19 protein-coding genes are annotated in these 24,029 nt (G+C 33.2%); 14 read left to right on the forward strand and 5 right to left on the reverse strand.

Features of this window, described 5'->3' with window-relative positions:
- The first annotated feature begins 399 nt into the window (after window positions 1-399).
- The 7 genes from AST99_RS10155 (at window position 400) to AST99_RS10185 (ending at window position 9,048) form a co-directional block, all read left to right on the forward strand.
- Window positions 400-1,581, forward strand: coding sequence for an AIR synthase related protein (locus AST99_RS10155; protein WP_057781728.1), 1,182 nt, complete (start codon window positions 400-402; stop codon window positions 1,579-1,581).
- Between the two features lie 35 nt (window positions 1,582-1,616).
- A complete protein-coding gene (locus AST99_RS10160; RefSeq protein ID WP_057781729.1) occupies window positions 1,617-2,582 on the forward strand; it encodes a DUF3078 domain-containing protein in 966 nt (321 codons plus the stop codon).
- Between the two features lie 194 nt (window positions 2,583-2,776).
- On the forward strand, window positions 2,777-5,335 hold the full coding sequence (locus tag AST99_RS10165; protein WP_057781730.1) for an adenosylcobalamin-dependent ribonucleoside-diphosphate reductase: 2,559 nt from the start codon (window positions 2,777-2,779) through the stop codon (window positions 5,333-5,335).
- Window positions 5,336-5,544: 209 nt separating this feature from the next.
- Window positions 5,545-6,174, forward strand: coding sequence for a hypothetical protein (locus AST99_RS10170; protein WP_057781731.1), 630 nt, complete (start codon window positions 5,545-5,547; stop codon window positions 6,172-6,174).
- Window positions 6,175-6,276: 102 nt separating this feature from the next.
- Window positions 6,277-7,353 (forward strand): peptide chain release factor 1, encoded by a 1,077-nt coding sequence (prfA, locus tag AST99_RS10175; RefSeq protein ID WP_057781732.1) that lies wholly within the window; start codon window positions 6,277-6,279, stop codon window positions 7,351-7,353.
- A gap of 77 nt (window positions 7,354-7,430) precedes the next feature.
- Complete coding sequence (gene pyrF / locus AST99_RS10180; protein WP_057781733.1) at window positions 7,431-8,249, forward strand: orotidine-5'-phosphate decarboxylase; 819 nt, start codon at window positions 7,431-7,433, stop codon at window positions 8,247-8,249.
- Between the two features lie 4 nt (window positions 8,250-8,253).
- Window positions 8,254-9,048 carry an ABC transporter substrate-binding protein gene (locus tag AST99_RS10185; protein ID WP_232301610.1) on the forward strand — a complete coding sequence of 265 codons (795 nt, stop codon included), beginning with the start codon at window positions 8,254-8,256 and terminating at the stop codon, window positions 9,046-9,048.
- On the opposite strand, the gene AST99_RS10190 is transcribed toward AST99_RS10185, so the two are convergent.
- From AST99_RS10190 to purU, 4 genes are all read right to left on the reverse strand, one after another.
- Window positions 9,017-9,241, reverse strand: a complete 225-nt coding sequence (locus AST99_RS10190; RefSeq protein WP_057781734.1) for a Lacal_2735 family protein — start codon at window positions 9,239-9,241, stop codon at window positions 9,017-9,019. The genes AST99_RS10185 and AST99_RS10190 overlap by 32 nt on opposite strands.
- 78 nt (window positions 9,242-9,319) lie before the next feature.
- Window positions 9,320-9,520, reverse strand: a complete 201-nt coding sequence (locus tag AST99_RS10195; RefSeq protein ID WP_057781735.1) for a Lacal_2735 family protein — start codon at window positions 9,518-9,520, stop codon at window positions 9,320-9,322.
- A 216-nt stretch (window positions 9,521-9,736) separates the two neighbouring features.
- Entirely contained in the window at window positions 9,737-10,504 is a 768-nt protein-coding gene (locus AST99_RS10200) for a DUF4197 domain-containing protein (protein WP_057781736.1), read from the reverse strand.
- 187 nt (window positions 10,505-10,691) lie between these two features.
- A complete protein-coding gene (purU, locus tag AST99_RS10205) occupies window positions 10,692-11,546 on the reverse strand; it encodes a formyltetrahydrofolate deformylase (RefSeq protein ID WP_057781737.1) in 855 nt (284 codons plus the stop codon).
- A 145-nt stretch (window positions 11,547-11,691) separates the two neighbouring features.
- Here purU and AST99_RS10210 point away from each other — a divergent pair, with 145 nt between their 5' ends.
- The 3 genes from AST99_RS10210 (at window position 11,692) to AST99_RS10220 (ending at window position 18,910) form a co-directional block, all read left to right on the forward strand.
- Window positions 11,692-15,141 carry a methylmalonyl-CoA mutase family protein gene (locus AST99_RS10210; RefSeq protein ID WP_057781738.1) on the forward strand — a complete coding sequence of 1,150 codons (3,450 nt, stop codon included), beginning with the start codon at window positions 11,692-11,694 and terminating at the stop codon, window positions 15,139-15,141.
- Window positions 15,142-15,538: 397 nt separating this feature from the next.
- Window positions 15,539-17,077: a PhoX family protein gene (locus AST99_RS10215; RefSeq protein ID WP_057781739.1), complete on the forward strand. Its 1,539-nt coding sequence runs from the start codon at window positions 15,539-15,541 to the stop codon at window positions 17,075-17,077.
- A gap of 15 nt (window positions 17,078-17,092) precedes the next feature.
- Window positions 17,093-18,910, forward strand: coding sequence for a cytochrome-c peroxidase (locus AST99_RS10220; protein WP_069727836.1), 1,818 nt, complete (start codon window positions 17,093-17,095; stop codon window positions 18,908-18,910).
- A 74-nt stretch (window positions 18,911-18,984) separates the two neighbouring features.
- Here AST99_RS10220 and AST99_RS10225 read toward each other — a convergent pair whose 3' ends face one another.
- A complete protein-coding gene (locus AST99_RS10225) occupies window positions 18,985-19,710 on the reverse strand; it encodes a hypothetical protein (RefSeq protein WP_057781741.1) in 726 nt (241 codons plus the stop codon).
- A gap of 132 nt (window positions 19,711-19,842) precedes the next feature.
- Between AST99_RS10225 and AST99_RS10230 the strand changes: the two genes are divergently transcribed.
- The 4 genes from AST99_RS10230 (at window position 19,843) to AST99_RS10240 (ending at window position 23,978) form a co-directional block, all read left to right on the forward strand.
- Window positions 19,843-20,451, forward strand: coding sequence for a DEAD/DEAH box helicase (locus AST99_RS10230; protein ID WP_057781742.1), 609 nt, complete (start codon window positions 19,843-19,845; stop codon window positions 20,449-20,451).
- 119 nt (window positions 20,452-20,570) lie between these two features.
- Complete coding sequence (locus tag AST99_RS10235) at window positions 20,571-21,863, forward strand: DUF445 domain-containing protein (protein WP_057781743.1); 1,293 nt, start codon at window positions 20,571-20,573, stop codon at window positions 21,861-21,863.
- Between the two features lie 232 nt (window positions 21,864-22,095).
- Window positions 22,096-22,263, forward strand: coding sequence for a DUF3050 domain-containing protein (locus AST99_RS19005; RefSeq protein WP_420865357.1), 168 nt, complete (start codon window positions 22,096-22,098; stop codon window positions 22,261-22,263).
- 812 nt (window positions 22,264-23,075) lie between these two features.
- A complete protein-coding gene (locus tag AST99_RS10240) occupies window positions 23,076-23,978 on the forward strand; it encodes a hypothetical protein (RefSeq protein WP_232301611.1) in 903 nt (300 codons plus the stop codon).
- Window positions 23,979-24,029 lie beyond the last annotated feature (51 nt).

Raw genomic sequence — 24,029 nt, forward strand, 5'->3', positions numbered from 1 at the left:
AAATGATATAGATTACGTATTAGTGGTGGAACTTTTTTGATATATTTGTCACGCTATTAATCTATACAATTTAATTATGAAACAGCTCTTTGTAAGTGTGCTGTTGCTATTAGTTGCTACTCTAGTTTTTTCTCAAGCGGACAATGATTCGCAAGAGCAAAGTGTTAGGAATGAGACAATTAAAGAGCAATCGGTGCAGATGAAAAATTCACTTGTAGCTAATTTAAACTAAGCTCAGAACAGTGAACACGTAAAATTTAAATCATATATCTTCAATCATTTATTCGTTAATAGGTGTTTGAAGATATTTTTTTTGCCCTCTATTTTCCTCTAAAATATTCTGAAAAACTAATTTACAATGCTTACTTTTGTAAATCATTTTTTCAACCTAAAATTCATATGAGTCAAGAAGTCAGTAAGCGATATGCGCAACGAGGAGTTTCAGCTTCAAAATCAGATGTTCATAACGCCATAAAAAATATTGATAAAGGATTGTTTCCTAAGGCATTCTGTAAAATAGTGCCAGATTATTTGTCTCAAGACGATGCATACTGTTTAATTATGCATGCCGATGGTGCGGGTACTAAAAGTGCTTTGGCTTATATGTATTGGAAAGAAACTGGTGATGTTTCGGTTTGGAAAGGTATCGCTCAAGATGCATTAATAATGAACATAGACGATTTATTATGTGTAGGTGCTACAGATAATATTATGTTGTCTTCGACTATAGGACGTAATAAAAACCTAATTACTGGCGAAGTGCTTTCTGCGATTATTAATGGAACTGAAGAGTTAATTGCAGATTTAAAGTCTTTTGGAGTGACAATTCATTCTACGGGAGGAGAAACTGCAGATGTTGGTGATTTAGTAAGAACGATTATTGTAGACTCTACAGTAACAGCAAGAATGAAGCGTGAAGATGTAATTGATAATGCTAATATTAAAGCAGGAGATGTTATTGTTGGTTTAGAGTCTTTTGGTCAGGCTACTTACGAAAAGGAATATAATGGCGGTATGGGAAGTAATGGATTAACATCTGCAAGACACGATGTGTTTCATAATTATCTAGCTGAAAAATTTCCAGAAAGTTTTGATGCTGCTGTGCCAAGCGATTTGGTGTATTCTGGACAAATGAAACTTACAGATGTGGTTGAAGGTGCACCGTTAGATGCTGGTAAGTTAGTATTGTCTCCAACAAGAACTTATGCGCCAATAATAAAAGCAATTTTATCTAAGTATAATAAAACAGATATTCATGGTATGGTGCACTGCTCTGGTGGAGCGCAGACTAAGATTTTACATTTTGTAGATCAATTTCATATCATTAAAGATAATTTATTTCCAATTCCACCGTTATTTAAACTGATCCAAGAACAGTCTAAGACCGAATGGAAGGAAATGTATCAAGTCTTTAACTGTGGTCATCGCATGGAACTTTATGTGTCTCCAGAAGTTGCAGAAGATATTATTGCAATTTCTAAGTCCTTTAATGTCGATGCGAAAATAATTGGTAGAGTGGAACCATCAGAAACAAAACGATTATCTATTAAAAGTGAATTTGGTGAGTTTGAATATGAATAACTAATTGCGTTTAGGTAACTATCGTGTGTATTACTATGAGATATAATATTTTTTTTCTTTTTGCTTTCATTGCCCAATTTTCAATTGCGCAACCTGACTCTTTGTATATTCAGAAAAAACGTATTGTTGAAACACCAACGCCTAAATGGGTAAATACCAATAAAGGAACCTTAGATTTAAACGAGGTTGCTTTTGTAAATTGGAGCTCTGGGGGTAGTAATTCTATTTCGGCTATCGTTAGTGGTAAGTCTTCTTTAGAATATTCTTATGAAGATTTTGTATGGACTAGTGCTTTAAACGCGAGTTACGGTATTAACCAGCAAGAAAGTGAAGTATTAAAAAAGACAAACGATTTATTAGAAATCAGTTCCTCTGTGGGATATAAACGTTCTGGATCATCTAAATGGTATTATTCAGGACGATTAACGTTTTCAACACAATTTGCGAATGGTTATTCGTATCCGGACACTTCTAATCCCATTTCAAAATTTATGGCACCAGGATATTTGTTTTTTGGGGGCGGAATGGAATATGGTAAAGACATAAAAAAATTATCTATATACTTATCTCCGTTAACATTTAAATCTACTTACGTTTTAGATGATGATTTAGCCAATGCAGGATCGTTTGGTGTAGATCCAGCAGAGTACGACGACGATGGTAATATTGTTGTTCCAGGTGAAAAGGTAAGACAAGAGCTTGGAATATTAATAACAAATTACTATGAGGTAGATGTCGCTAAAAATGTATTGTTAAAAAGTACTGCCAATTTCTATACAGATTATTTAAATAGTTTTGGTAATATTGATGTGAACTGGGAGTTGTTAATAGATTTTAAAGTTAATAACTTTATTAATGCTTCTTTTGGCTCTTTGCTTAAATATGACAATGATGTTAAGACGCTAGTGGTTATCGATGAAGATGCCGAAGAGTACGGAGAATCTGGTGCTAAAGTGCAGTGGAAACAGCTTTTAGGTATTGGTTTTGTTGTCGATTTTTAAATTTTGATTAAAAAAATAAATTAAATTATTTGTTAACTATTTAATGTTGATAAATTGATAAATCATTGAAAACAAGAATTTTACGTATTTTTAATGAAAACTTTGAAATAATTTTAATGTAGATTATTTCAAATTCTTACCTATATTTGTAGTCTGAAAATTATTCTAGTAACAACCTTTAATTTATCAAGACAATGAATGTAGATTCCTTACCTATTCCTCAAAAAACCTATACACAAGACGAAGCATTTGAAGCTTCATTAAAATACTTTAAAGGCGACGACCTTGCTGCAAGAGTTTGGTTAAACAAATATGCGCTTAAAGATTCTGACGGAAATATTTACGAGTTAACACCTAACGATATGCACCGCAGAATAGCAAAAGAAATTGCTAGAATAGAAGTGCGTTACCCTAATCCATTGTCTGAAGATGAAATTTTTGATTTAATTAAAGATTTTAAATATATAGTCCCTCAAGGAAGTCCAATGGCAGGAATTGGTAATCCGTTTCAAATTGCATCACTTTCTAACTGTTTTGTAATTGGAAATAGTGGCGATTCAGATTCTTATGGAGGTATCATGAAAATAGACCAAGAGCAAGTACAATTAATGAAACGTCGTGGAGGTGTAGGTCACGATTTATCTCACATTCGTCCAAAAGGCTCTCCGGTAAAAAATTCAGCATTAACATCTACTGGAATTGTACCATTCATGGAGCGTTATTCTAATTCTACTAGAGAAGTGGCTCAAGATGGTAGACGAGGGGCATTAATGTTATCGGTTTCTGTAAATCATCCAGATTCAGAAGATTTTATAGATGCTAAATTAGAGCAAGGTAAAGTAACCGGTGCTAATGTATCTGTACGTATTGATGATGAGTTTATGAAAGCTGTGAAATTAAACAGTGAGTACACTCAGAAATATCCAATTTTCAGCAAGCAGCCAAAGTTTACTAGAACAATTCAGGCAAATGGTATTTGGAAAAAAATTGTACATAATGCATGGAAATCAGCAGAACCAGGAATTTTATTTTGGGATACTATAATTAATGAGTCTGTTCCAGATTGTTATTCAGATTTCGGATACAAAACGGTTTCTACAAACCCATGTGGAGAAATTCCATTATGCCCATACGATTCTTGTCGTTTGTTAGCTATTAACTTATTCTCTTATGTAGATTCACCATTTACTAAAGAGGCATCTTTTAATTTCGGTAAATTTAGTAAGCATATTGCCGTAGCACAGCGCATTATGGATGATATTATTGATTTAGAATTAGAAAAAATCGATGGTATTTTAGCTAAAATTGATGCCGATCCAGAATTAGATGTTGTTAAAGCAACAGAAAGACAACTTTGGCAAAATATTAAAAATAAAGCAGAAGAAGGACGTAGAACAGGTATTGGTATTACTGCAGAAGGCGATATGTTAGCAGCTTTAGGTATTCAATACGGTAGTGAAGAAGGAAATGCGTTCTCTGTAGAAGTACATAAAAAATTAGCAATAGAAGCTTATAGAGCTTCTGTATATACAGCGAAAGATCGTGGAGCATTTGGTGTTTACGATTCTGAGTTAGAAAAAAACAATCCGTTTATTAATCGTTTAAAAGAAGCAGATAGTAAGTTGTATTACGATATGCTAGAATACGGACGTCGTAATATTGCTTTATTAACTATTGCGCCAACAGGAACAACAAGTTTAATGACGCAAACAAGTTCTGGGATAGAGCCTGTATTTATGCCAGTTTACAAACGTAGACGTAAAGTTAACCCGAACGATAAAAATGTTCGTATAGATTTTGTAGATGAAGTTGGAGATTCTTGGGAAGAATATGTGGTATTCCACCACCGTTTTAAAGAATGGATGAATGTGAATGGATTCGATTTATCTAAAAATTATTCTCAAGACGAAATAAACGAGTTAATTGCAAAGTCGCCTTACCATAAAGCGACGTCTAACGATGTAGATTGGTTAAGTAAAGTGTCTATGCAAGGTGCTGTACAAAAATGGGTAGACCATTCTATTAGTGTTACCATTAACTTGCCAAATGATGCTACAGAAGAATTAGTAGGGCAGTTATATTTAAAAGCTTGGGAAGTTGGTTGTAAAGGAGTAACGGTTTATCGTGATGGTTCACGTTCTGGAGTTTTAATTTCTAACGACGAAAAGAAAGAAGAAGAAGCTACTACAGATGTATTAACAACATTCCCAACTAAACGTCCGCAAGTGCTTGAAGCAGATGTTGTACGTTTCCAAAATAATAAAGAAAAATGGATTGCTTTTATTGGTAAAATAGATGGTAAGCCTTACGAAGTCTTTACAGGATTAACAGATGATGAAGATGGAATGATCATTCCGCGTTGGGTAAACGAAGGTCTAATCATTAAGAATAGAAATGAAGATGGTACGCGTCGTTACGACTTTCAATATCATAACAAAAGAGGTTATAAAACCACTATCGAAGGATTGTCTCATAAATTCAATCCAGAATTCTGGAATTATGCAAAATTAATTTCAAGTACACTGCGTCATGGAATGCCTATAGATAAGATTGTAGACTTAATTAATAGTTTACAATTAGATAGTGAATCTATAAACACTTGGAAAAATGGTGTAGTTAGAGCCTTAAAACGATTTGTTGCCGATGGAACACAAGCAAAAGGACAGACGTGTAGTAATTGTAATTCAGAAAATTTAATTTACCAAGAAGGTTGCTTAACCTGTAAAGATTGTGGCTCTTCAAAATGTGGTTAATTTACTTTCAAAATATATGATTTTAAAAAAAAAGCGAAGGTTATCTTTCGCTTTTTTTTTAATTAAAATAAGCCTAAAAAGATTAATTTAAAAGTAGTTTCATTACTTTAGATATTCTAAAAGCAAATATGCTCTCTAAAAAAATAAGCATAGCCATACTAACAACTGTCTTGATTTTAATAAATATTTTTTTTATTAAATATCTTACTATGGACTATATTGAACCTTTAAGAGTAATTAATACTTTTTTATATCTTGTTGTATTTGTGCTGTTTAAAGGCTATCGAAAAAAGAAATTAGCCATCGCCATGCTATTGTTTTTTGTGTCAGATTTTTGTGTCATGAATTACAATCAGCTTCTATACAATAATCTAACGTCTATTATAAGGACCTTGGGCTATTTCTTTATTGCATTGCATTTGGTACCAAAATTCAAGCTAGAAATGGAAAGTAAAAAAGCATTATTAGCTTACTCTATTGTAATAATATTTTGTGCAGTAATGTTTTACGAACTTATAGATCTCATGTCTTTAACCTTACAAGATGTATTCCATAAATACTTATATTTCTCTTATGCCTTAGTATTACTTATCTTACTTATTATAGTAGGTAATTATAATTTTAGGTATAACTCCATACAGTCTACTACTAGTATGTATTTTATATTTTCATTAATCATCTCAGATTTATTTGCATTCATTACATATTATCTGGATATGGATGCCTTTTATTATCCAACACGTATTTTCTACATTATTGGTTTAGCTACATTAACAGCTTATGCTGTACTGCCTTTTAGACAAGAAGTTTTGTTTAAAGATGAAACATTAGCTAATTAAACCCACTTTCATCTCTTTTTTACACTATTAAATTATGTATTTGATATTGATATGGAGTATTCATAATTTTACGTATTTTTGCACCACAATTTAATAAGGTAGATGTTAGACAAGTTACAAATAGTAAAACAACGTTTTGATGAGGTTAGTGATTTAATCATTCAACCAGATATTATTACAGATCAAAAACGTTACGTACAATTAAATAAAGAATACAAAGATCTTAAAGCTCTTGTCGATAAGCGTGAAGAGTATATAGAACTTACTGAAAATATAAAAGAAGCTGACGAAATTATTGCAGATGGAAGTGATGCCGAAATGGTAGACATGGCCAAAATGCAATTAGATGAAGCTAAAACACGCATACCAGAACTGGAAGAGGAAATTAAAGTGATGTTAATTCCTAAAGATCCAGAAGATACTAAAAATGCTGTAGTTGAATTACGTGCGGGTACAGGTGGAGATGAAGCTAGTATTTTTGCAGGTGATTTGTTTAGAATGTACAGCAAATATTGTGAAGGTAGAGGATGGAAAGTAGATACTGTAGATTATAGCGAAGGAACCAATGGCGGATTTAAAGAAATTCAGTTTGAAGTTTCCGGAGAAGATGTTTACGGTACATTAAAGTTTGAGGCCGGAGTTCACCGTGTACAACGTGTGCCACAAACAGAAACACAAGGGCGTGTGCATACTAGTGCTGCTACAGTAATGGTATTTCCTGAAGCTGAAGAATTTGATGTTGAAATCAACCCGAAAGAAGTAAGAGTAGATTTTTTCTGTTCATCAGGACCAGGAGGACAATCGGTAAACACAACCTATTCGGCTGTACGTTTAACGCATATTCCAACAGGTTTAGTGGCGCAATGTCAAGATCAGAAATCACAACATAAAAATAAAGAAAAGGCATTTAAAGTGTTACGTTCCCGTTTATACGAAATGGAATTGGCGAAGAAAAATGAAGCCGATGCTGCAAAACGAGGATCTATGGTAACTTCTGGAGATAGAAGTGCCAAAATTAGAACTTACAACTATTCTCAAGGTCGTGTAACCGATCACAGAATTGGGTTAACACTTTATGATCTATCTAATATAGTAAATGGTGATATTCAGAAAATAATAGATGAGTTACAATTAGCAGAAAATACTGAAAAGTTAAAAGCTAATGACGATGTCATTTAAAAATAATTAGCCTCGTTTAGAGGCTTTTTTATTGTACATTTTTAAAGTTAAGTTTAAATCTACAAAAGTAAATTACAGTGACTACCGAACAATTAATTGAGCAGATTAAAATAAAAAAATCATTCTTAGCAATTGGCCTTGATGTCGATTTAAGTAAAATTCCACCACATTTATTAGATACAGAAGATCCAATTTTCGAGTTTAATAAAGCCATTATAGATGCAACGCATCACTTATGTGTAGCCTACAAACCAAACACCGCTTTTTATGAGGCTTATGGTTTAAAAGGATGGAAGGCTTTAGAAAAAACCATTAATTATTTAAATGAAAATTATCCGGAAATCTTTACAATTGCCGATGCAAAACGTGGAGATATTGGGAATACAAGCACCATGTATGCCAAAGCTTTTTTTGAAGATTTAGCGTTCGATAGTGTCACTGTCGCACCGTATATGGGTAAAGATTCTGTAGAGCCTTTTTTAGCGTTTAAAGATAAGCATACCATTGTATTAGCCTTAACATCTAATCAAGGTGCTTTCGATTTTCAGACTAAATTAGTAGATGGAAAGGAAGTTTATAAACAAGTACTTGAAACTTCTAAAACATGGGAGAATTCAGAAAACCTTATGTATGTTGTAGGTGCAACTAAAGCAGAATACTTAACCGACATCAGAAAAATTATTCCAGAAAGCTTTTTATTAGTCCCAGGTGTTGGGGCTCAAGGCGGAAGTTTACAAGAGGTGTGTAAATATGGTATGACGCAGAATGTTGGCTTATTAATAAATTCGTCTCGCGGAATTATTTACGCTTCTCAAGGCAAAGATTTTGCCGAAGCTGCTGCTGTAAAAGCAAAAACACTGCAACAAGACATGGCATCTATTTTAAACGCACAATAAACGGGTGTCTATAATTAAAGATCAATTACAGCGTGTTATTAAACTTCAAGGGATACCAAAACGTATTGTATCTCTAGTACCTAGTCAAACAGAATTGTTATGCGACTTAGGCTTAGAAGCAGCTATAGTTGGTATTACTAAATTTTGTGTACATCCTAATCATTTGTTAGAATCTAAAACCAGTGTTGGAGGGACCAAACAAGTGCATTATGACAGAATAAAAGCATTACAACCCGATATTATTTTGTGTAATAAAGAGGAGAATGCAAAAGATATGATGGCGGAGCTTGAACGCATTGCACCAGTTCACTGTTCGGATATTTATACTTTAAATGATAGTCTGGAGTTAATTGAAATGTATGGAGATATATTCCAAACTATAGAAGCATCAGAATGCATAATTAAGGACATAAAAAAAAGTAAGGCTGAGTTTGAAGAATTTATAGCTTTAAAATCCTTGAAAACTGTGGCTTACTTTATTTGGAAATCACCGTGGATGGTGGCTGCAAACAATACATTTATCAATTACATGCTTACATTAAATAAACTAGATAATGTGTATTTACATACATCTCGTTATCCAGAAATTAATGTAGATGCTATTGAAAATACTCCCGATTTCGTGTTTCTATCTAGCGAACCTTACCCATTCAATCAAAACCATATAAACGAAGTACAATCCTATTTCCCAAAATCAAAAATAATTTTGGTTGATGGAGAAATGTTTTCTTGGTATGGATCAAGATTGATACAGGCTTTCAATTATTTTAAAGACCTGAATGGAGTTTTGAATTGTTAGCTTCTACACGTATCATTTGTTTTTTTACTTTAAAAGCTTCAAAATATAAATAATCGCTTAAACTAGAATCTGTTTGCATAACATTATATGCTTCTTCTATAAAAGATTTATATAAGTTTTGTAATTCTTCAATTTTTAAGAATTTTTTGATATTTGGTTTTACGTGACCTACTTTGCTAAATTGATTTTTCATGATATTAGATATTTTTATAGTATAAAGGAAAAATCATGCCAAATATTACCCTGATATAGTTAATAAAATGATAATGTTTTATTGTAAGGGCAAGTTGGGTTCTCCACGCTGTAGGTATTTCAAGCGATTTAATTTGTTTAATATTTTAATGGCTTGAAAATCAGAAATATCACTGATTTCAGAATCTGTTTGTCTAAAATTATAAGCTTGTTCTATAAGTTGCTTATAGCGTTTTCTAAGCCTTTGTTGATTTTGTTTTATGGTGTTATATCTGTTCATCTTATTGAGTATTAGTATTTTAAATATACATTAAAAAAAATGAAAGATGAAAGTGAAATACTATAAAATTTTCATAAAAAAAAGCAACCCTAAAAAGAGTTGCTTAAATTTTTACAAACTAACTAAACTTAATATATATGAATATATGCTTAAAAGTATAGTTTATATGGGTATATCGTGTTATTTCGGTGTTAACTGTAAATTATATAATTGTGCTTAATCTTGTAATTTAAATACAGATTGTAAAAGATCTGTAGATCTCGCAGCAGTAGAATTTCTGATTTCTTTTTCTTCTACAGCAATCATCGTGTACACACCTTCTAATGCTTCATTAGTAACGTAATCGGTTAAATCTGGATTAACTTGAGATACAAATGGCATACTATTATATTTAGAAATTATTGTACTCCAAATCTTGTCTGCACCTACTTTACTAAAGGATTCGTTAATTACAGGGCTAAATTTATCGTAAAGCGAAGTTTCTGTTTTAGCAGTTAAATATGTTGTTGCAGCAGTATCTTCTCCTAATAGGATGGTTTTGGCATCATCAAAAGTAATATCTTTAACGGCGTCTACAAAAATAGGAGTAGCTTCTTTAACCGCATCTTCTGCAGCACGGTTTAAGGCTTTAATACCTTCATCTGCTAAACTTCCTAATCCAACACTACGTAAAGCGGTGTCTACTTTTTGTAATTCGCTAGGCATTACAATTTTTACTAAGTCGTTTTTATAAAATCCGTCTGTTTGTGTTAATTTCTCTACTTGTTCTTCGATACCTAAATTTAAGGCTTCTCTTAAACCTGATGCAATATCTGTATCTGAAAGTAATGTTGAAAGTGTAGACGAAGTTGATGAGTCGCTAGAACTGCTATCACTACTACTTTTTGTAATAGAGTTTTTAACAGAATTAGCAAGTTCACTTAATGTTTGTGCAGATGTACTTAAAGAAAGTAGTAAGCATGCAGTGATAATAATGTGTTTCATTGTATTATAATATTTTGAGCAACAAATTTAGACGTATAATTTTAAAAATGCATGTTAATTTGTATCTATTCGATTAAAGTAAGGGGTGTTTTTATAAGACATGTGTTTTACATGTTAGTAAATTAATGTGTTATTTGATTGTTAGCTGTTGGGTAAAGTCTGTATTAAATCTTAAATCATGAAGGTTTTAGTAAAAAATAAGCGTCTTATTATTATATACCATTACTTTTCTATTAATGTGGTGCTTAATAGCAGTCGCTAAAACTATTTTTTCTAAATCTCGTCCTTTAGCAATCAGATCTTCTATGGCATGGTTATGAGTCACTCTCGTTACATCTTGTTCTATAATTGGTCCTGCATCTAAATCTTCAGTCACATAATGACTTGTTGCTCCAATAATTTTAACTCCGCGTTTGTAAGCAGAATGATAAGGTTTAGCGCCAACGAAAGCCGGTAAAAACGAATGGTGAATATTAATAATTTTATTAGGATACTCGTTTATCAGTTTTGGAGAGATTATCTGCATATAACGGGCCAGCACTATAAAATTAATCTTATGCTTTTTTAATAACTCTAATTGTTTTGCTTCTGCTTCAGGTTTGGTGTCTTTTGTAACAGGAACATGATAAAATGGAATATCAAAACTATCGGCTATCGGTTTTAAATCTAAATGATTGCTTAGTATAAATGGAATTTCAACATTTAATTCACCCGACTTATAGCGACCTAAAATATCGTAAAGACAGTGGTCGTATTTAGATACAAATAGTGCCATTTTTGGTTGAACTTCAGACGTGTAAATTCGCCATTTCATAACAAACTGTTTAACCAACCCGTTTTTAAAAGTATCTTTTAAATGTTCTAGGTCCAGTATGTCGTTGTCAAACTCAGACTCCAATCGCATAAAAAAGATATTCTGTTCGCGATCTACATGTTGGTCAATATATACAATGTTTCCACCAAGCTCGGCGATAAAATTAGATACAGCAGCAATAATCCCAGATTGGTCTTTGCAGTGCATTAAAAGGGTGATTTTATTCATTTAAATAGGTTCTAAAAGTGCGTAAAAATACTGAGAATTATGTAGGTATGCACCTCTTGAAAACATTTTAGATAAATTAACTTAAATCTTAGTTTTTTTTGAATATTCCGTAAATTGCATCACAATTAAACAGTTTTTATTGATAATGAAGCAAATAGATCCTTACAAACCAAAATATAAAGTCCGTATAGTCACAGCAGCATCACTTTTTGATGGTCACGATGCCTCCATAAATATCATGAGACGTATCATTCAGGCCACAGGTGTAGAAGTTATTCATCTTGGTCATGACCGTAGTGTGGATGAGGTTGTAAATACAGCAATTCAAGAAGATGCTAATGCCATTTGTTTAACCTCATATCAAGGCGGACATAACGAATATTTTAAATATATGTTCGATCTATTGCAAGAAAGAGGTGCTGGACATATAAAAATCTTCGGAGGTGGAGGTGGTGTGATCTTACCGTCAGAAATCAAAGAATTAATGGATTATGGTATTACCCGAATCTATTCGCCAGACGATGGGCGCGAATTGGGCTTACAAGGTATGATTAACGACTTGGTTGAGCAATCAGATTTTAAAAGTCCAGCTTTAATCCTTCCTAAAGGAAAAGAAATAGCAAGTTCTTTAAAAAATAAAGATGTAACTACCATTGCGAGATTGATCTCGTTTGCTGAAAACGATCACGATACATTCGAAGAGCATTTTTCTGCCGTAGAAAAGTCTGAAAAAGAAACTGCTGTGCTCGGAATTACAGGAACAGGAGGCGCGGGTAAATCGTCTTTGGTAGATGAGTTGGTACGACGTTTTCTTATCGATTTTCCAGAAAAAACCATTGGTTTAATTTCTGTAGATCCTTCTAAACGTAAAACTGGAGGAGCGCTTTTAGGTGATAGAATCCGAATGAATGCCATAAATAATTCTCGCGTGTACATGCGCAGTTTGGCAACTAGACAATCAAATTTAGCCTTATCAAAGCATGTAAATGAAGCGGTAGATGTTTTAAAAGCAGCTGCATACGACTTAATTATCCTAGAGACTTCAGGAATTGGACAATCTGATACCGAGATTATTGAACATAGCGACTTGTCTTTATATGTTATGACACCTGAATTTGGAGCTGCTACTCAGTTAGAAAAAATTGATATGTTAGATTTTGCCGATTTAGTAGCGATTAATAAATTCGATAAGCGTGGCGCTTTAGATGCCATTCGCGATGTAAAAAAACAATATATGCGTAACCATAATATGTGGCACGCAGATCCAGATACCATGCCTGTTTTTGGAACCATCGCTTCTCAATTTAACGATCCAGGAATGAACACTTTGTATAAAGCGGTTATGGATGGTTTAGTTGAAAAACGAGATTCCGATTTAAAATCTAGTTTTACCATTTCAAAAGAAATGAGTGAAAAGATTTTTGTAATTCCACCATCAAGAACGCGTTATCTTTCAGAGATTGCAGAGCGTAATCGTGCATATGATAAAACAGCAAATGATCAGGTAGGTGTAGCACAAACCCTTTATGGTATTTATAAAACAATTTGTTCTGTATTAAATGTCACATCGAGCGAAGTCGAGATGTCTTTACTTGATAAACACGGATTAAACTCCGATGAAATTCTTAATTCAACAGAAAATGGTAACCAAGATTTTATAAAGCTTTTGACAGCTGAATTTGATCGCATAAAATTAAATTTAGATCCTTATAATTGGGAAATCATTACAGGTTGGGATGCTAAAGTAGACAAGTACAAAAATCCGGTATATGCGTTTAAAGTTAGAGATAAAGAAATAAAAATAGACACACATACCGAGTCGCTTTCGCATTTGCAAATTCCAAAAATAGCCTTACCAAAGTATCAAGCTTGGGGCGATATTTTACGTTGGTGTTTACAAGAAAATGTGCCGGGAGAATTCCCATATACTTCAGGTTTATATCCGTTTAAGCGTACCGGTGAAGATCCTGCGAGAATGTTTGCTGGTGAAGGCGGACCAGAACGAACAAATCGTAGATTCCATTATGTAAGTGCTGGTTTGCCAGCCAAACGATTATCTACAGCGTTCGATAGTGTAACCCTTTACGGAAACGATCCTGGTTTAAGACCAGATATTTATGGGAAAATAGGAAATGCAGGTGTAAGTATTTGTTGTTTAGACGATGCTAAGAAACTGTATTCTGGTTTCAATCTAGCAGATGTAATGACGTCTGTAAGTATGACTATTAATGGTCCTGCGCCTATGCTTCTTGGTTTTTTTATGAATGCAGCAATCGATCAGCAATGTGAGTTGTATATAAAGGAGCATGATTTAGTTGAAGCTGTAGAAGCTAAAATTACCTCTATTTATAAAGAAAAAGGAGTGCAACGTCCGACTTATAATGGCGAACTTCCTGAAGGTAATAATGGATTAGGTTTATTCCTTTTAGGCGTTACAGGAGATGAAGTGTTGCCTGCCGATGTATATTTGGAAATAAAAACAAAAACCATTGCTCAAGTTCGTGGAACCGTTCAGGCCGATATTCTAAAAGAAGACCAAGCACAAAACACTTGTATTTTTTCTACAGAATTTGCCTTGCGTTTAATGGGCGATGTGCAAGAATACTTTATAGAGAATAATGTACGTAACTTCTATTCGGTGTCTATTTCTGGATATCATATTGCAGAAGCAGGAGCTAATCCTATTACGCAATTGGCGTTAACCTTGTCTAACGGGTTCACCTATGTCGAGTATTATTTAAGTCGTGGTATGGATATTAATAAATTTGGTCCGAATTTATCCTTCTTCTTTTCTAATGGAATCGATCCAGAATATTCGGTTATCGGACGTGTAGCACGTAAAATTTGGGCAAAAGCATTGAAGTTAAAATACGGTGCAAATGCGAGAGCGCAAATGCTGAAATATCATATCCAAACCTCTGGACGTAGTTTACATGCTCAAGAAATAGATTTTAATGATATTCGTACCAGTCTTCAAGCATTGTATGCCATTTACGATAATTGTAATTCGTTACATACAAACGCATATGATGAAGCCATTACAACACCAACAGAAGAATCTGTGCGTCGTGCGATGGCTATTCAGCTTATTATTAATAAGGAATTAGGCTTGGCTAAAAACGAAAATCCAATACAAGGTTCTTTTATTATTGAAGAATTAACCGATTTAGTTGAAGAAGCAGTGTTGTTAGAATTCGACAGAATTACAGAACGTGGTGGTGTTTTAGGAGCCATGGAAACCATGTATCAGCGTTCAAAAATTCAGGAGGAAAGTTTGTATTACGAAACCTTGAAGCATAATGGGAAATTTCCAATTATTGGGGTGAATACATTTTTAAGTTCAAAAGGGTCTCCAACAGTCATTCCTAAAGAAGTGATTCGTGCAACGGAGGAAGAGAAACAATTTCAAATTAAAACCCTCGAAAATCTTCATAAAGGAAACGACACCGAGGCCATGTTAAAAGACCTTCAGCATAAAGCCATTCATAACGAGAATATTTTTGAAGCCTTAATGGATGTATGTAAAGTCTGTTCTTTAGGCGAAATTACAGAAGCCTTATTTGAAGTGGGCGGACAATATCGCAGAAATATGTAATACTTACATCTCTAAATATATTTAAAAGCCTCAAGTCTACCCGATTTGAGGCTTTTCTATTTCTATCGTTCATACTGCAAACAATCAAAAACGTCTCTTAATATTACATTTAAACACTTTGTTTTATCGTATTATTTCAACTTATATCATCAATTTAATTTCAAATGTTAACATGTTAATAGTTTGAATTTTAGAGGTATACGGGTTTTATTAGGTCGTGTTCTTAATTTCAAATTAACATAACAGCTTATTTTGCATCTTCTTATTAATACGCTGTTAATATAGGTAACCTTAGGGTAGCAATTACTTAACTGTAGTACATTACTTACTTAACAGACTTTCAACAAGCTAATAATAAATTTGGTTTTCAACTAAAAATCAACTTAAACTGAAAATTATGAACAAAATTATTAGAATTTTTCTATTATCATTTGTGTTAACAGCAACAAGTACATTAGTAGTGAGCTGTGATGTAGAAGATGGAAAAGATGGTGTAGACGGAGTAGATGGTGCGGACGGAGAAGATGGTGAAGATGGAGAAGACTTAACTCTGGATGAACTTATTCCTTTAACGGCATCTAAAACACCAAACGTATTAAAAGTAGAAAGTGCATTTTCATCTATCGATGTTACTCCTATTTTATCTTCAGAAGATGTGTTAGAAAGTACTCCAGATTTCGTGTACGGTTCTCTTGCCGATGGTGCTGGTTTACTTGCAGAAAGCGATGGTAGCTTTACTTTAATAAACAATATTGAAGGAGATTATTCTATCGCTCGCATAAAATTAAACTCAGATTTACAACCTATGCATGGTGATTATATTGTGAATGCTTTCGCAACTGCATTTACAGCACAATGTTCAGGAACATTAATTACTCAAGAAGAGCATGGTTTTGGTCCGTTATACCTTTCAGGAGGAGAATGGGGTGGATCTTCAAAAGGTGTATTTGCTACAAATCCTTACAAATCTGCAGACGATGCCGATACTGCAATCATGTTACCTAATTTAGGACAATGGTCTACAGAAAATGCGGTGCCAATTGGTAAAGATGCATATGCTAGTCAAACAGTAGTTTTTATCGGAGACGATCATTCAGACAATTCAGTGCCTTCCGGTCAGTTAGGAATGTATGTTGGTAGTCGTGGAAATTTTGACGATGGAAAATTATACGGTTTAAAAGTTACAAGTACGGGTATCGATTTTGAAGCAGATATGGCTGAAGGTACAGAATACGAAGCAGAATTTGTTGAATTAGAAGAAACTCAAATCGATTTATTAGATGCCGAAGCAAAAGCTAAAGGTGTTATGGGCTTCTCAAGATTAGAAGATATTGACTGGAGAAGAGGTTCTGCAGCTAACCAAAGAGAAATTTACTTTTGTGTAACTGGACGTTATAGTGATGATTTAGTTGGAAAAGGAAGTCTTTTAGGTCGTGTGTATAAAGTGGTTTTAAATGAAACAGACCCTACAGGTCCGGCTACAATCACTTGTGTTTTAGATGGAGATATTGTTGGTGGTAAAGCAGATGGTTTCCACTCACCAGATAATATTTTAGTAACAGAAAACTACGCGTATATTCAAGAAGATCCTAACGGTTATGCTGCTTTAAATTCAGCAATTACGGGTTATGCAAAATTATACCAATACAATCTTTCTACAGGAGAATTAAAAACTGTTTTAGAATGTGATCAAGATTACGCAGAATCTTTAGGGTATGGAACAGCGTCTTCTATGTGGGAAATCACAGGTATGATTGATGTTACAGAGGTTGTAAATAATGGTGAAAATACATTTATGGTAATGACTCAAAACCATGGTTGGAACGCTCCAGACGGTACTTACTTTACAGATCCAAAAGCAAATTCTGTACTAGAAGGTGCTACTGCAACTAACGAAGGTTCTGTATTATTTAAAATAACAGGATTAGATAGATAAGCTAAATATATTTACATGAATAACATATTATTTATGAAAGCTAAGACATATACTTTGGGTATATGTCTTTTGCTTTTCATGCTAACAGGCTGTAAAGAGCAACCTAAAACTGTAAATCAGCAGTTATCGACAAATGAACAGATTCAAGAATTATACAAATCGGAGATAGAACAGAGTATTCAAGCTCTAGATTCTATGTCTGTTTTAAATGCAACATCAGATAAAATTGAAGCCTATAAAAAGGCAAGACAACATTTTAAAACGATAGAACCTGTTTTGGCTTTTGTAGACCAGAACAATTATAAGTCACTTAATGCGCCTAATATTCTTCAAGTTCTAGAAGAAGATGCAACAGATATAAAAATTAGAAATCCTTTTGGTTTTCAGGTTATAGAAGAATTGTTACATGAAGAACCATTAGATACTATACTATTACACCAAACCATTAATATAACAAGAAGCCGCTTAAGTTTAATACAAGCTAACACGGCTATAGAATTAAAAGATTATCACATTATTTGGTTACTCAGAAATCAAGTGGTAAGAATTGCAACTACGGGAATTACCGGTTTCGATTCTCCTGTTTTGGGCCAATCTTTAACCGAAAGTCAGTATACGTATAAAACCTTACTCACTTTAGTAGATCTATTTAAAGATGAGTTTTCTTCAGAAACCGTTTATAACGACTTAAAGGCGTCTTTTGAAACGGCTATAGAAGTTCTTAATCACGATTTCGATAGTTTTGATCGGTTTAATTTTATTCAAAATCATACCGATCAGCAGTTAAAATTATTGATAAAAACTCAAAACGATTGGCAAGTCACCTTTCCTTTTGAGATGGCTATAGCCAATACTGCTGAATCTCTTTTTGGAGCAAAGACATTAAACGTATCTTTTTTTACAGATTATAAAAACGATACAATAAATCTTAATGCCAAAGCTCAGTTAGGGAAGGAATTATTTAACGATAAATTGCTGTCTAGAAATAAAACGATGGCGTGTGCAAGTTGTCATATTTCAGATTTAGCTTTTACAGATGGACGAAAAACTTTTGATGAAAGACAACAACGAAATTCACCAACGTTAACGTATGCGGCATATCAGCAATCTTTTTTTATGGACGGAAGAGCCGGAAGTTTAGAAGGTCAAGTCGTTGGTGTTGCAGAAAATCATGATGAGTTTAATTTACCAATGGATTCCTTAGTGAATCGTGTGATGAAGCATCCAGAATACAAGACTTTAATGACAAGTTTGTATACCAATAAAAGAATTGAATATAATATAAGACATGCCATTGCATCTTATGTGCGAACGTTAAGTAGTTTCGATTCTAAATTCGATAATAATATTAATGGGGTAGAACATACTTTAACGCAAGCAGAAAAGGATGGTTTTAATCTCTTTATGGGTAAAGCCGTTTGTGCCACTTGCCATTTTCCACCATTATTTAATGGTACTGTGCCTCCAAATTTTACAGATACTGAAGTCGAATTACTGGGAACACCAGCAGAAAACGATACTATTAACGCTACAATTAGTGACGATTTAGGACGTTACGATGTGTTCAATACCAAAGAGCGTGAACACTTTTTTAAAACACCAACGGTTCGAAATATAGAAAAAACGGCACCTTATATGCATAATGGGGTGTATAATACTTTAGAAGAGGTTGTAGATTTTTATAATCGAGGAGGAGGTAAAGGTATTGGGATTCAAGAAGAGTATCAAACCTTACCATTTGATTCTTTAAATCTGACTACAGAAGAACAAGCCAATTTAGTTGCATTTATGAAAACACTCACAGATGCCGATTTCAGCACTAAAAACGATTAACTTTTAAAAGGCATTGTTCCTTATATATTGTTTAACAAAAAATCCCGAGTCAATGGCTTGGGATTTTTTTTGTGTTATTTTGTGCGCGTACGTTTTTTTAGTTTTTCAATTTTGTCCTTATAATATAAGATCAGTTCGTCTACAAAATGTAACGGATTTTTATATGTAGATATAATTGTATATAATTCGTTTGTTTTTAAGGTGGCAAGTTGCTTTTCTAATTGTTTTAAAGTAAGCTGTAAGGCTTCAGTTTTATTAATTGAAGGCGGTGTTTTTATCTGTGTATTTACATTTATATTTAAACTGTTAGAAAAAATTTGAGCATGAAAGGCTTGTAAAGCTTCTAAATCTTCGTGTTTATAGATCTGAATAAGCTGAGTTGTAATTTCTGTAGCAGATACTTGTTCAGACGGTGACAAGCTAAATTTATCGGGATGCACATATAGCATGGCTTCGCGATACAATTTTTTCTTCAGCATTCTTGTGTCGGCATCTACATTAGAAACGGATGCTGTAGGTTTTGTAATGGACTGTAAACCTTTTGGGGCTTTGTAATGCTTGCCGCGTTGTTTTTGAGCTAAACGCTTGTCTTTTTTTGCCCGTTTTTGTTGTTTATAAAGTGTGCTTAATTCTTGAGTTTCTATAATGTAGTCCGTAAGATGTAATCTTAACACATCTTCAAAAGCATTAATCTGATTGGTAATGGTATCAAGTTCTTGTTTTACAGCTTCAATAGAAATTTGTAGTTGTAATTGAGTATCATCAGGAGGTAAAATATTTGGCAATGTATCATCATTCATATGGCAAAAATAAGAGGATACTTCAGAATAAAAAAGTGAAGCGTATTTAGTTTGGTATTGAAAATGTGTTTCAAATTAGGTCGGAGAAAGTATAAGCACGTTCTTTGTAACTTCAAAATAATCTGAAATTTTATGTCTTTTAAAAAAATACTTCCTGTTCTTAAAGAAACTCTAGATCATTTAGAATACGAAACCACGACGCCTTTACAGAAAAAAGTGTTGTCTACTATAAAAAGTGGTGCTAATGTATTTGGAATAGGACCAGAAGGAAGTGGTAAATCTACCGCGATAGTATTAAGTGTTATTCAGAAATTAAAAGGGGAAGCCGTTGGCGATGCGCCTCGTGCTATAGTTTTAGTAAAAGATAAGACAGAAGCATTAGCTTTAAAAGAAAAGTTTGAAGTGTTTACCAAACCTACAGATTTACGTGTGTATTGTATTTATGATGAGCATAAAATTGATGCACAACGCGACGAAATTTATATGGGCACAGATATTTTAATTGCAACCATAAAACGTTTAAACAAATTATACTTTTTAAATAGTATCCATTTAACAGACGTGCAATTAATTTGTATTGAGGATGCTCAGTTTTTAATTCGTCAAAACACCTATAACGATATTTTGCGTTTATCTGAAAGTGTAAATTGTCAGTATGCGGTATTTGCAGACGAATTCGATTCTAGACTTGAACGTTTTGAAACCGCTTTTATGTTTGATGCTTATAGATTTAAAGTTTAAATGAAACTTCACTATCAATTTTTCTAGATTAGAAAATCGCTTTACAGGTTCTAATTAATGCAATTAAGATCAGGTTTCTCAATATTTTTTATAACCTTGTCTTGTAATTTAAAGGGATCATGAAAAAAAATAAATTAGGAAATCGTTCGCTGGCTATAGCTGTTATTTGTATGGCTGGATGCCTGACTCTGAAATACTTTAAGATTTACAATGGAGACTGGTTAGAAATTCTGCTCGCTGGTTTTGAAGCCGCTGTTGTTGGTGGAGTAGCAGATTGGTTTGCTGTTCGGGCCTTGTTTCAGGAAATTCCTATTCCTATAGTTAAAAAACATACTAATATTATTGTAAAAAGTCGAGAGAAATTATCGGCTGGTATTGTCGATTTGGTCAATAACGAGTGGTTGTCTAAAGATATGATTCGCGATAAAATTTCGGCAGTCTCAATAGCAAAACCAATTGTATCATATTTGTTAGAAGACAATAATCAGGAATCCATTCGTAAAACTTTAAAACCGGAACTTGAAGCTTTAATTTTAAAGTTAGATCATCAAGATGTGGTTCATACTTTAGAAGGTATTATAAGACCGGCTGTAAAAGGAAACAATTTAGCAGAACCTTTAGGGAATTTATTAAAGCAAACGGTAAATCAGAAAGATCATTACGGTATGCTTTATGTGTTTTTAGAAGTCTTAAAGGATAAGATTTCTGCAGAATCTACCCTAGACTTTTTGGTTGCTGAAGTAAAAATCCTTGTGAATAAACAAAAAGAAGGCTCGCAATTAAAAGGATGGTTAGTTGGTGCTGGCCAAATTTTAGGAGCTATTAAACCACAACGCATTGCTGAAGGAATTCAAGAACAACTTGTACAACTTATAGATGATATAAAAGCAGATCCTGAAGAACACAAAATTATTATCGCCTTAGATGCGCAACTTTATGATTATGCCACCCGTTTAACTAATGGCGATGAAAAAGCGCAAGCCGATGTAAATCAGTTTGGAGAACATTTTTTAGAACGTTTAATAGATTCTGGAATTGTAAAACAAAGCTTAACACGATTGAAGGACATGATAAAAACGTCCCTGTTTGAAAATGAAAACGAATACACCTTATTGATTAGAGATAAAGTAAATATGATGCTGCATGCTTTTAATGAGGATACGTCTAAAATAGAGCAAACAGATGCATGGTTAAAATCGACTATACTTCAACTTATAGATACACATCATCATAAAATAGGAGAATTGGTAGGCGAAAGTTTGCAAAAACTATCTAATGTAGAATTGGTAAAACAAATTGAAAGTAAGGTAGGAGAAGATTTGCAATACATTAGATTGAATGGTGCCATAGTTGGTGGCATTGTCGGGATGCTTATAATGATTGTGAAGATTTATGTATTGCGGATTCATTAATTAATTGGGTAAATATGGCATGAATAGTAGCTTTATTTACTCGCTTAGAATATACATAAAAAATAGCCATTTCAATTTACAGTGGTTTCAAGTAGGTTGTTTGTTTGCTACAAGTGGTATTGAAAACAACCTAGTGTAACTATTTAAAAACCGTCTTTAAAGGCGGTTTTTGTATTTATACACTTAAAATTTCAGGCGATTTACAAGGTCTTACAGACGTATTCATAGGGTTATAAAAGGTGTTTTTAAGACTCACAAACCGCATGGTGTTGCTCCTGCCTTTATATTTGTACGAGAAGATGTTATCCCGAATAGGTTTATAGAAATTCTGAAAACATCTGATTCTGATGACAAATTATATAATAAGTTAAACTATGATTTTATAAGACCTATAGCATGAGACGGAGATGAACACGGACCATGATTTCTCAACACGATTATAGAACGCTGTGGCCATAACACCAAAAAGTGGGAAGTCACACTAACAGGAGCAAAGTAAATATGGCGATAAGCATGAAACTTCGGGATGTTATTAACAAGGTAATCCAAATAGAAAATCTGGTTAACAAAAAAGCATTGGATTAACAAGCCAGTCCGCTCTACAAAACTATTCATCACTACCATATTAAACTTACACCGTCACTTAACTGGTTTTGCAAGCTTACTTTGTAAGTAATAGATTGCTTGTGTGTAGGAATAGAATAATTGTTTTAGTGGTAAAACCCTCTTTTTTTTAGGTGTTAATCGAGTTTTGCTCCGGTATTCTTCGGGAATGGGTCTATTTTTTAAAAACACACTAAAACAAGGGGTGAAGAGGTACTGGAGAAGACTCGAACAAGACTCGAACAAAACCCCTAGCAAAACAAGCCTCGAATTCGGGGTGATTTCACTCCGTTTTTACTCATTTTTTGAGCCGTTTTAAGAGTAAGACGCCATAAAATAAGTCCTGATATGACTTCATGAAGGTGTTCGTACATTTTGTAGGAAAAATTTAAAGTTAAGTTGCAAGATGTAATCACTACGAGTTTTTAGTATGAATAAGCTTAATTGTTTTTTTATGCTAAAAATCATATAAAGGATGTCTAAAATATCTTATTTTAGAGGTTTATAAACACCATACAAACATTAGTTTAACCCGAGGCTGAAACCTAAAACAGGTAACTTTTGTTTGTATATAAGGAGTTGGCGGTAATTAAGAGAAACTAAATGAAAATGACAATTTTATTACATCACAATACAATTTTTGACTTTACACCGAATTGGTTTGATTGGTTAACTCTTTTACTTACTATCGCCAGTATTGTAGGTGCATATTTAGTTTCGGAATCAGTTTTCAAAAGAGAACAAAAGAATAAAGAAAAAGAAAATAAAGAACTCGAAAATTCTGAAAATCTATTATTAAAAAACAACCTTGAAACAATTCAAAAACCGATTGAAAAACAAATAAAAAGTCTGGAAGAATACACAGAAAGTAAAGACTTCCGACTTTCCTTTTATTCAGACATTCAAGTGGATTTTTTACAGTTTATAAGTGTTAAGGATATTTATAAAAAATACGGTTTTGAGAATACTGAAAACACGAAAACAATTAATAGTCTTATGACCAATCTTTATTCTTTATATGATTTCAGAAGTTCATTAAGAAGTGAGGTTCGAACTTATATCGAGAAATATAATTATCACGAGCAAAAATTTTATAAATACCGAGATTTATTATACACCAAATATTTTGAGCTATGCAATTTAAGAGCTGAAAATATTATTAATGAAAATGGAATTAAAAAATTTAGTTTTAATCCAGATGACAAGTTTATGGCGGAATTTACTCAATTACGAGTAACAACCTTTAACGACAATGAAATTATAGATAATAACGGACTAAAAGACAGAAATTTATTGGTAGAACGATTTATAAAACCTTTGATTGGAATTTCGGCAAAGTTTATTCCAGAGGATTATAACGCAATTGAAATTAGCGAAATTGCAAATCAAGTTCTTTCTGCTTTTAACGATATGGAACACGTAACGGGAAAACATATGAATGCAATTAATGGACATATTGAATCTTTGAAAAGTGTGAATAGTAAAATAAAAGAATTTCAGGAATTAAAATAACTACCGCCAACAACGTGTATAATTAATGGCTGGTTCTCGCCTACTTACGAA

The organism is Formosa algae (assembly GCF_001439665.1).
GTDB classification, from domain to species: Bacteria; Bacteroidota; Bacteroidia; order Flavobacteriales; family Flavobacteriaceae; genus Formosa; species Formosa algae.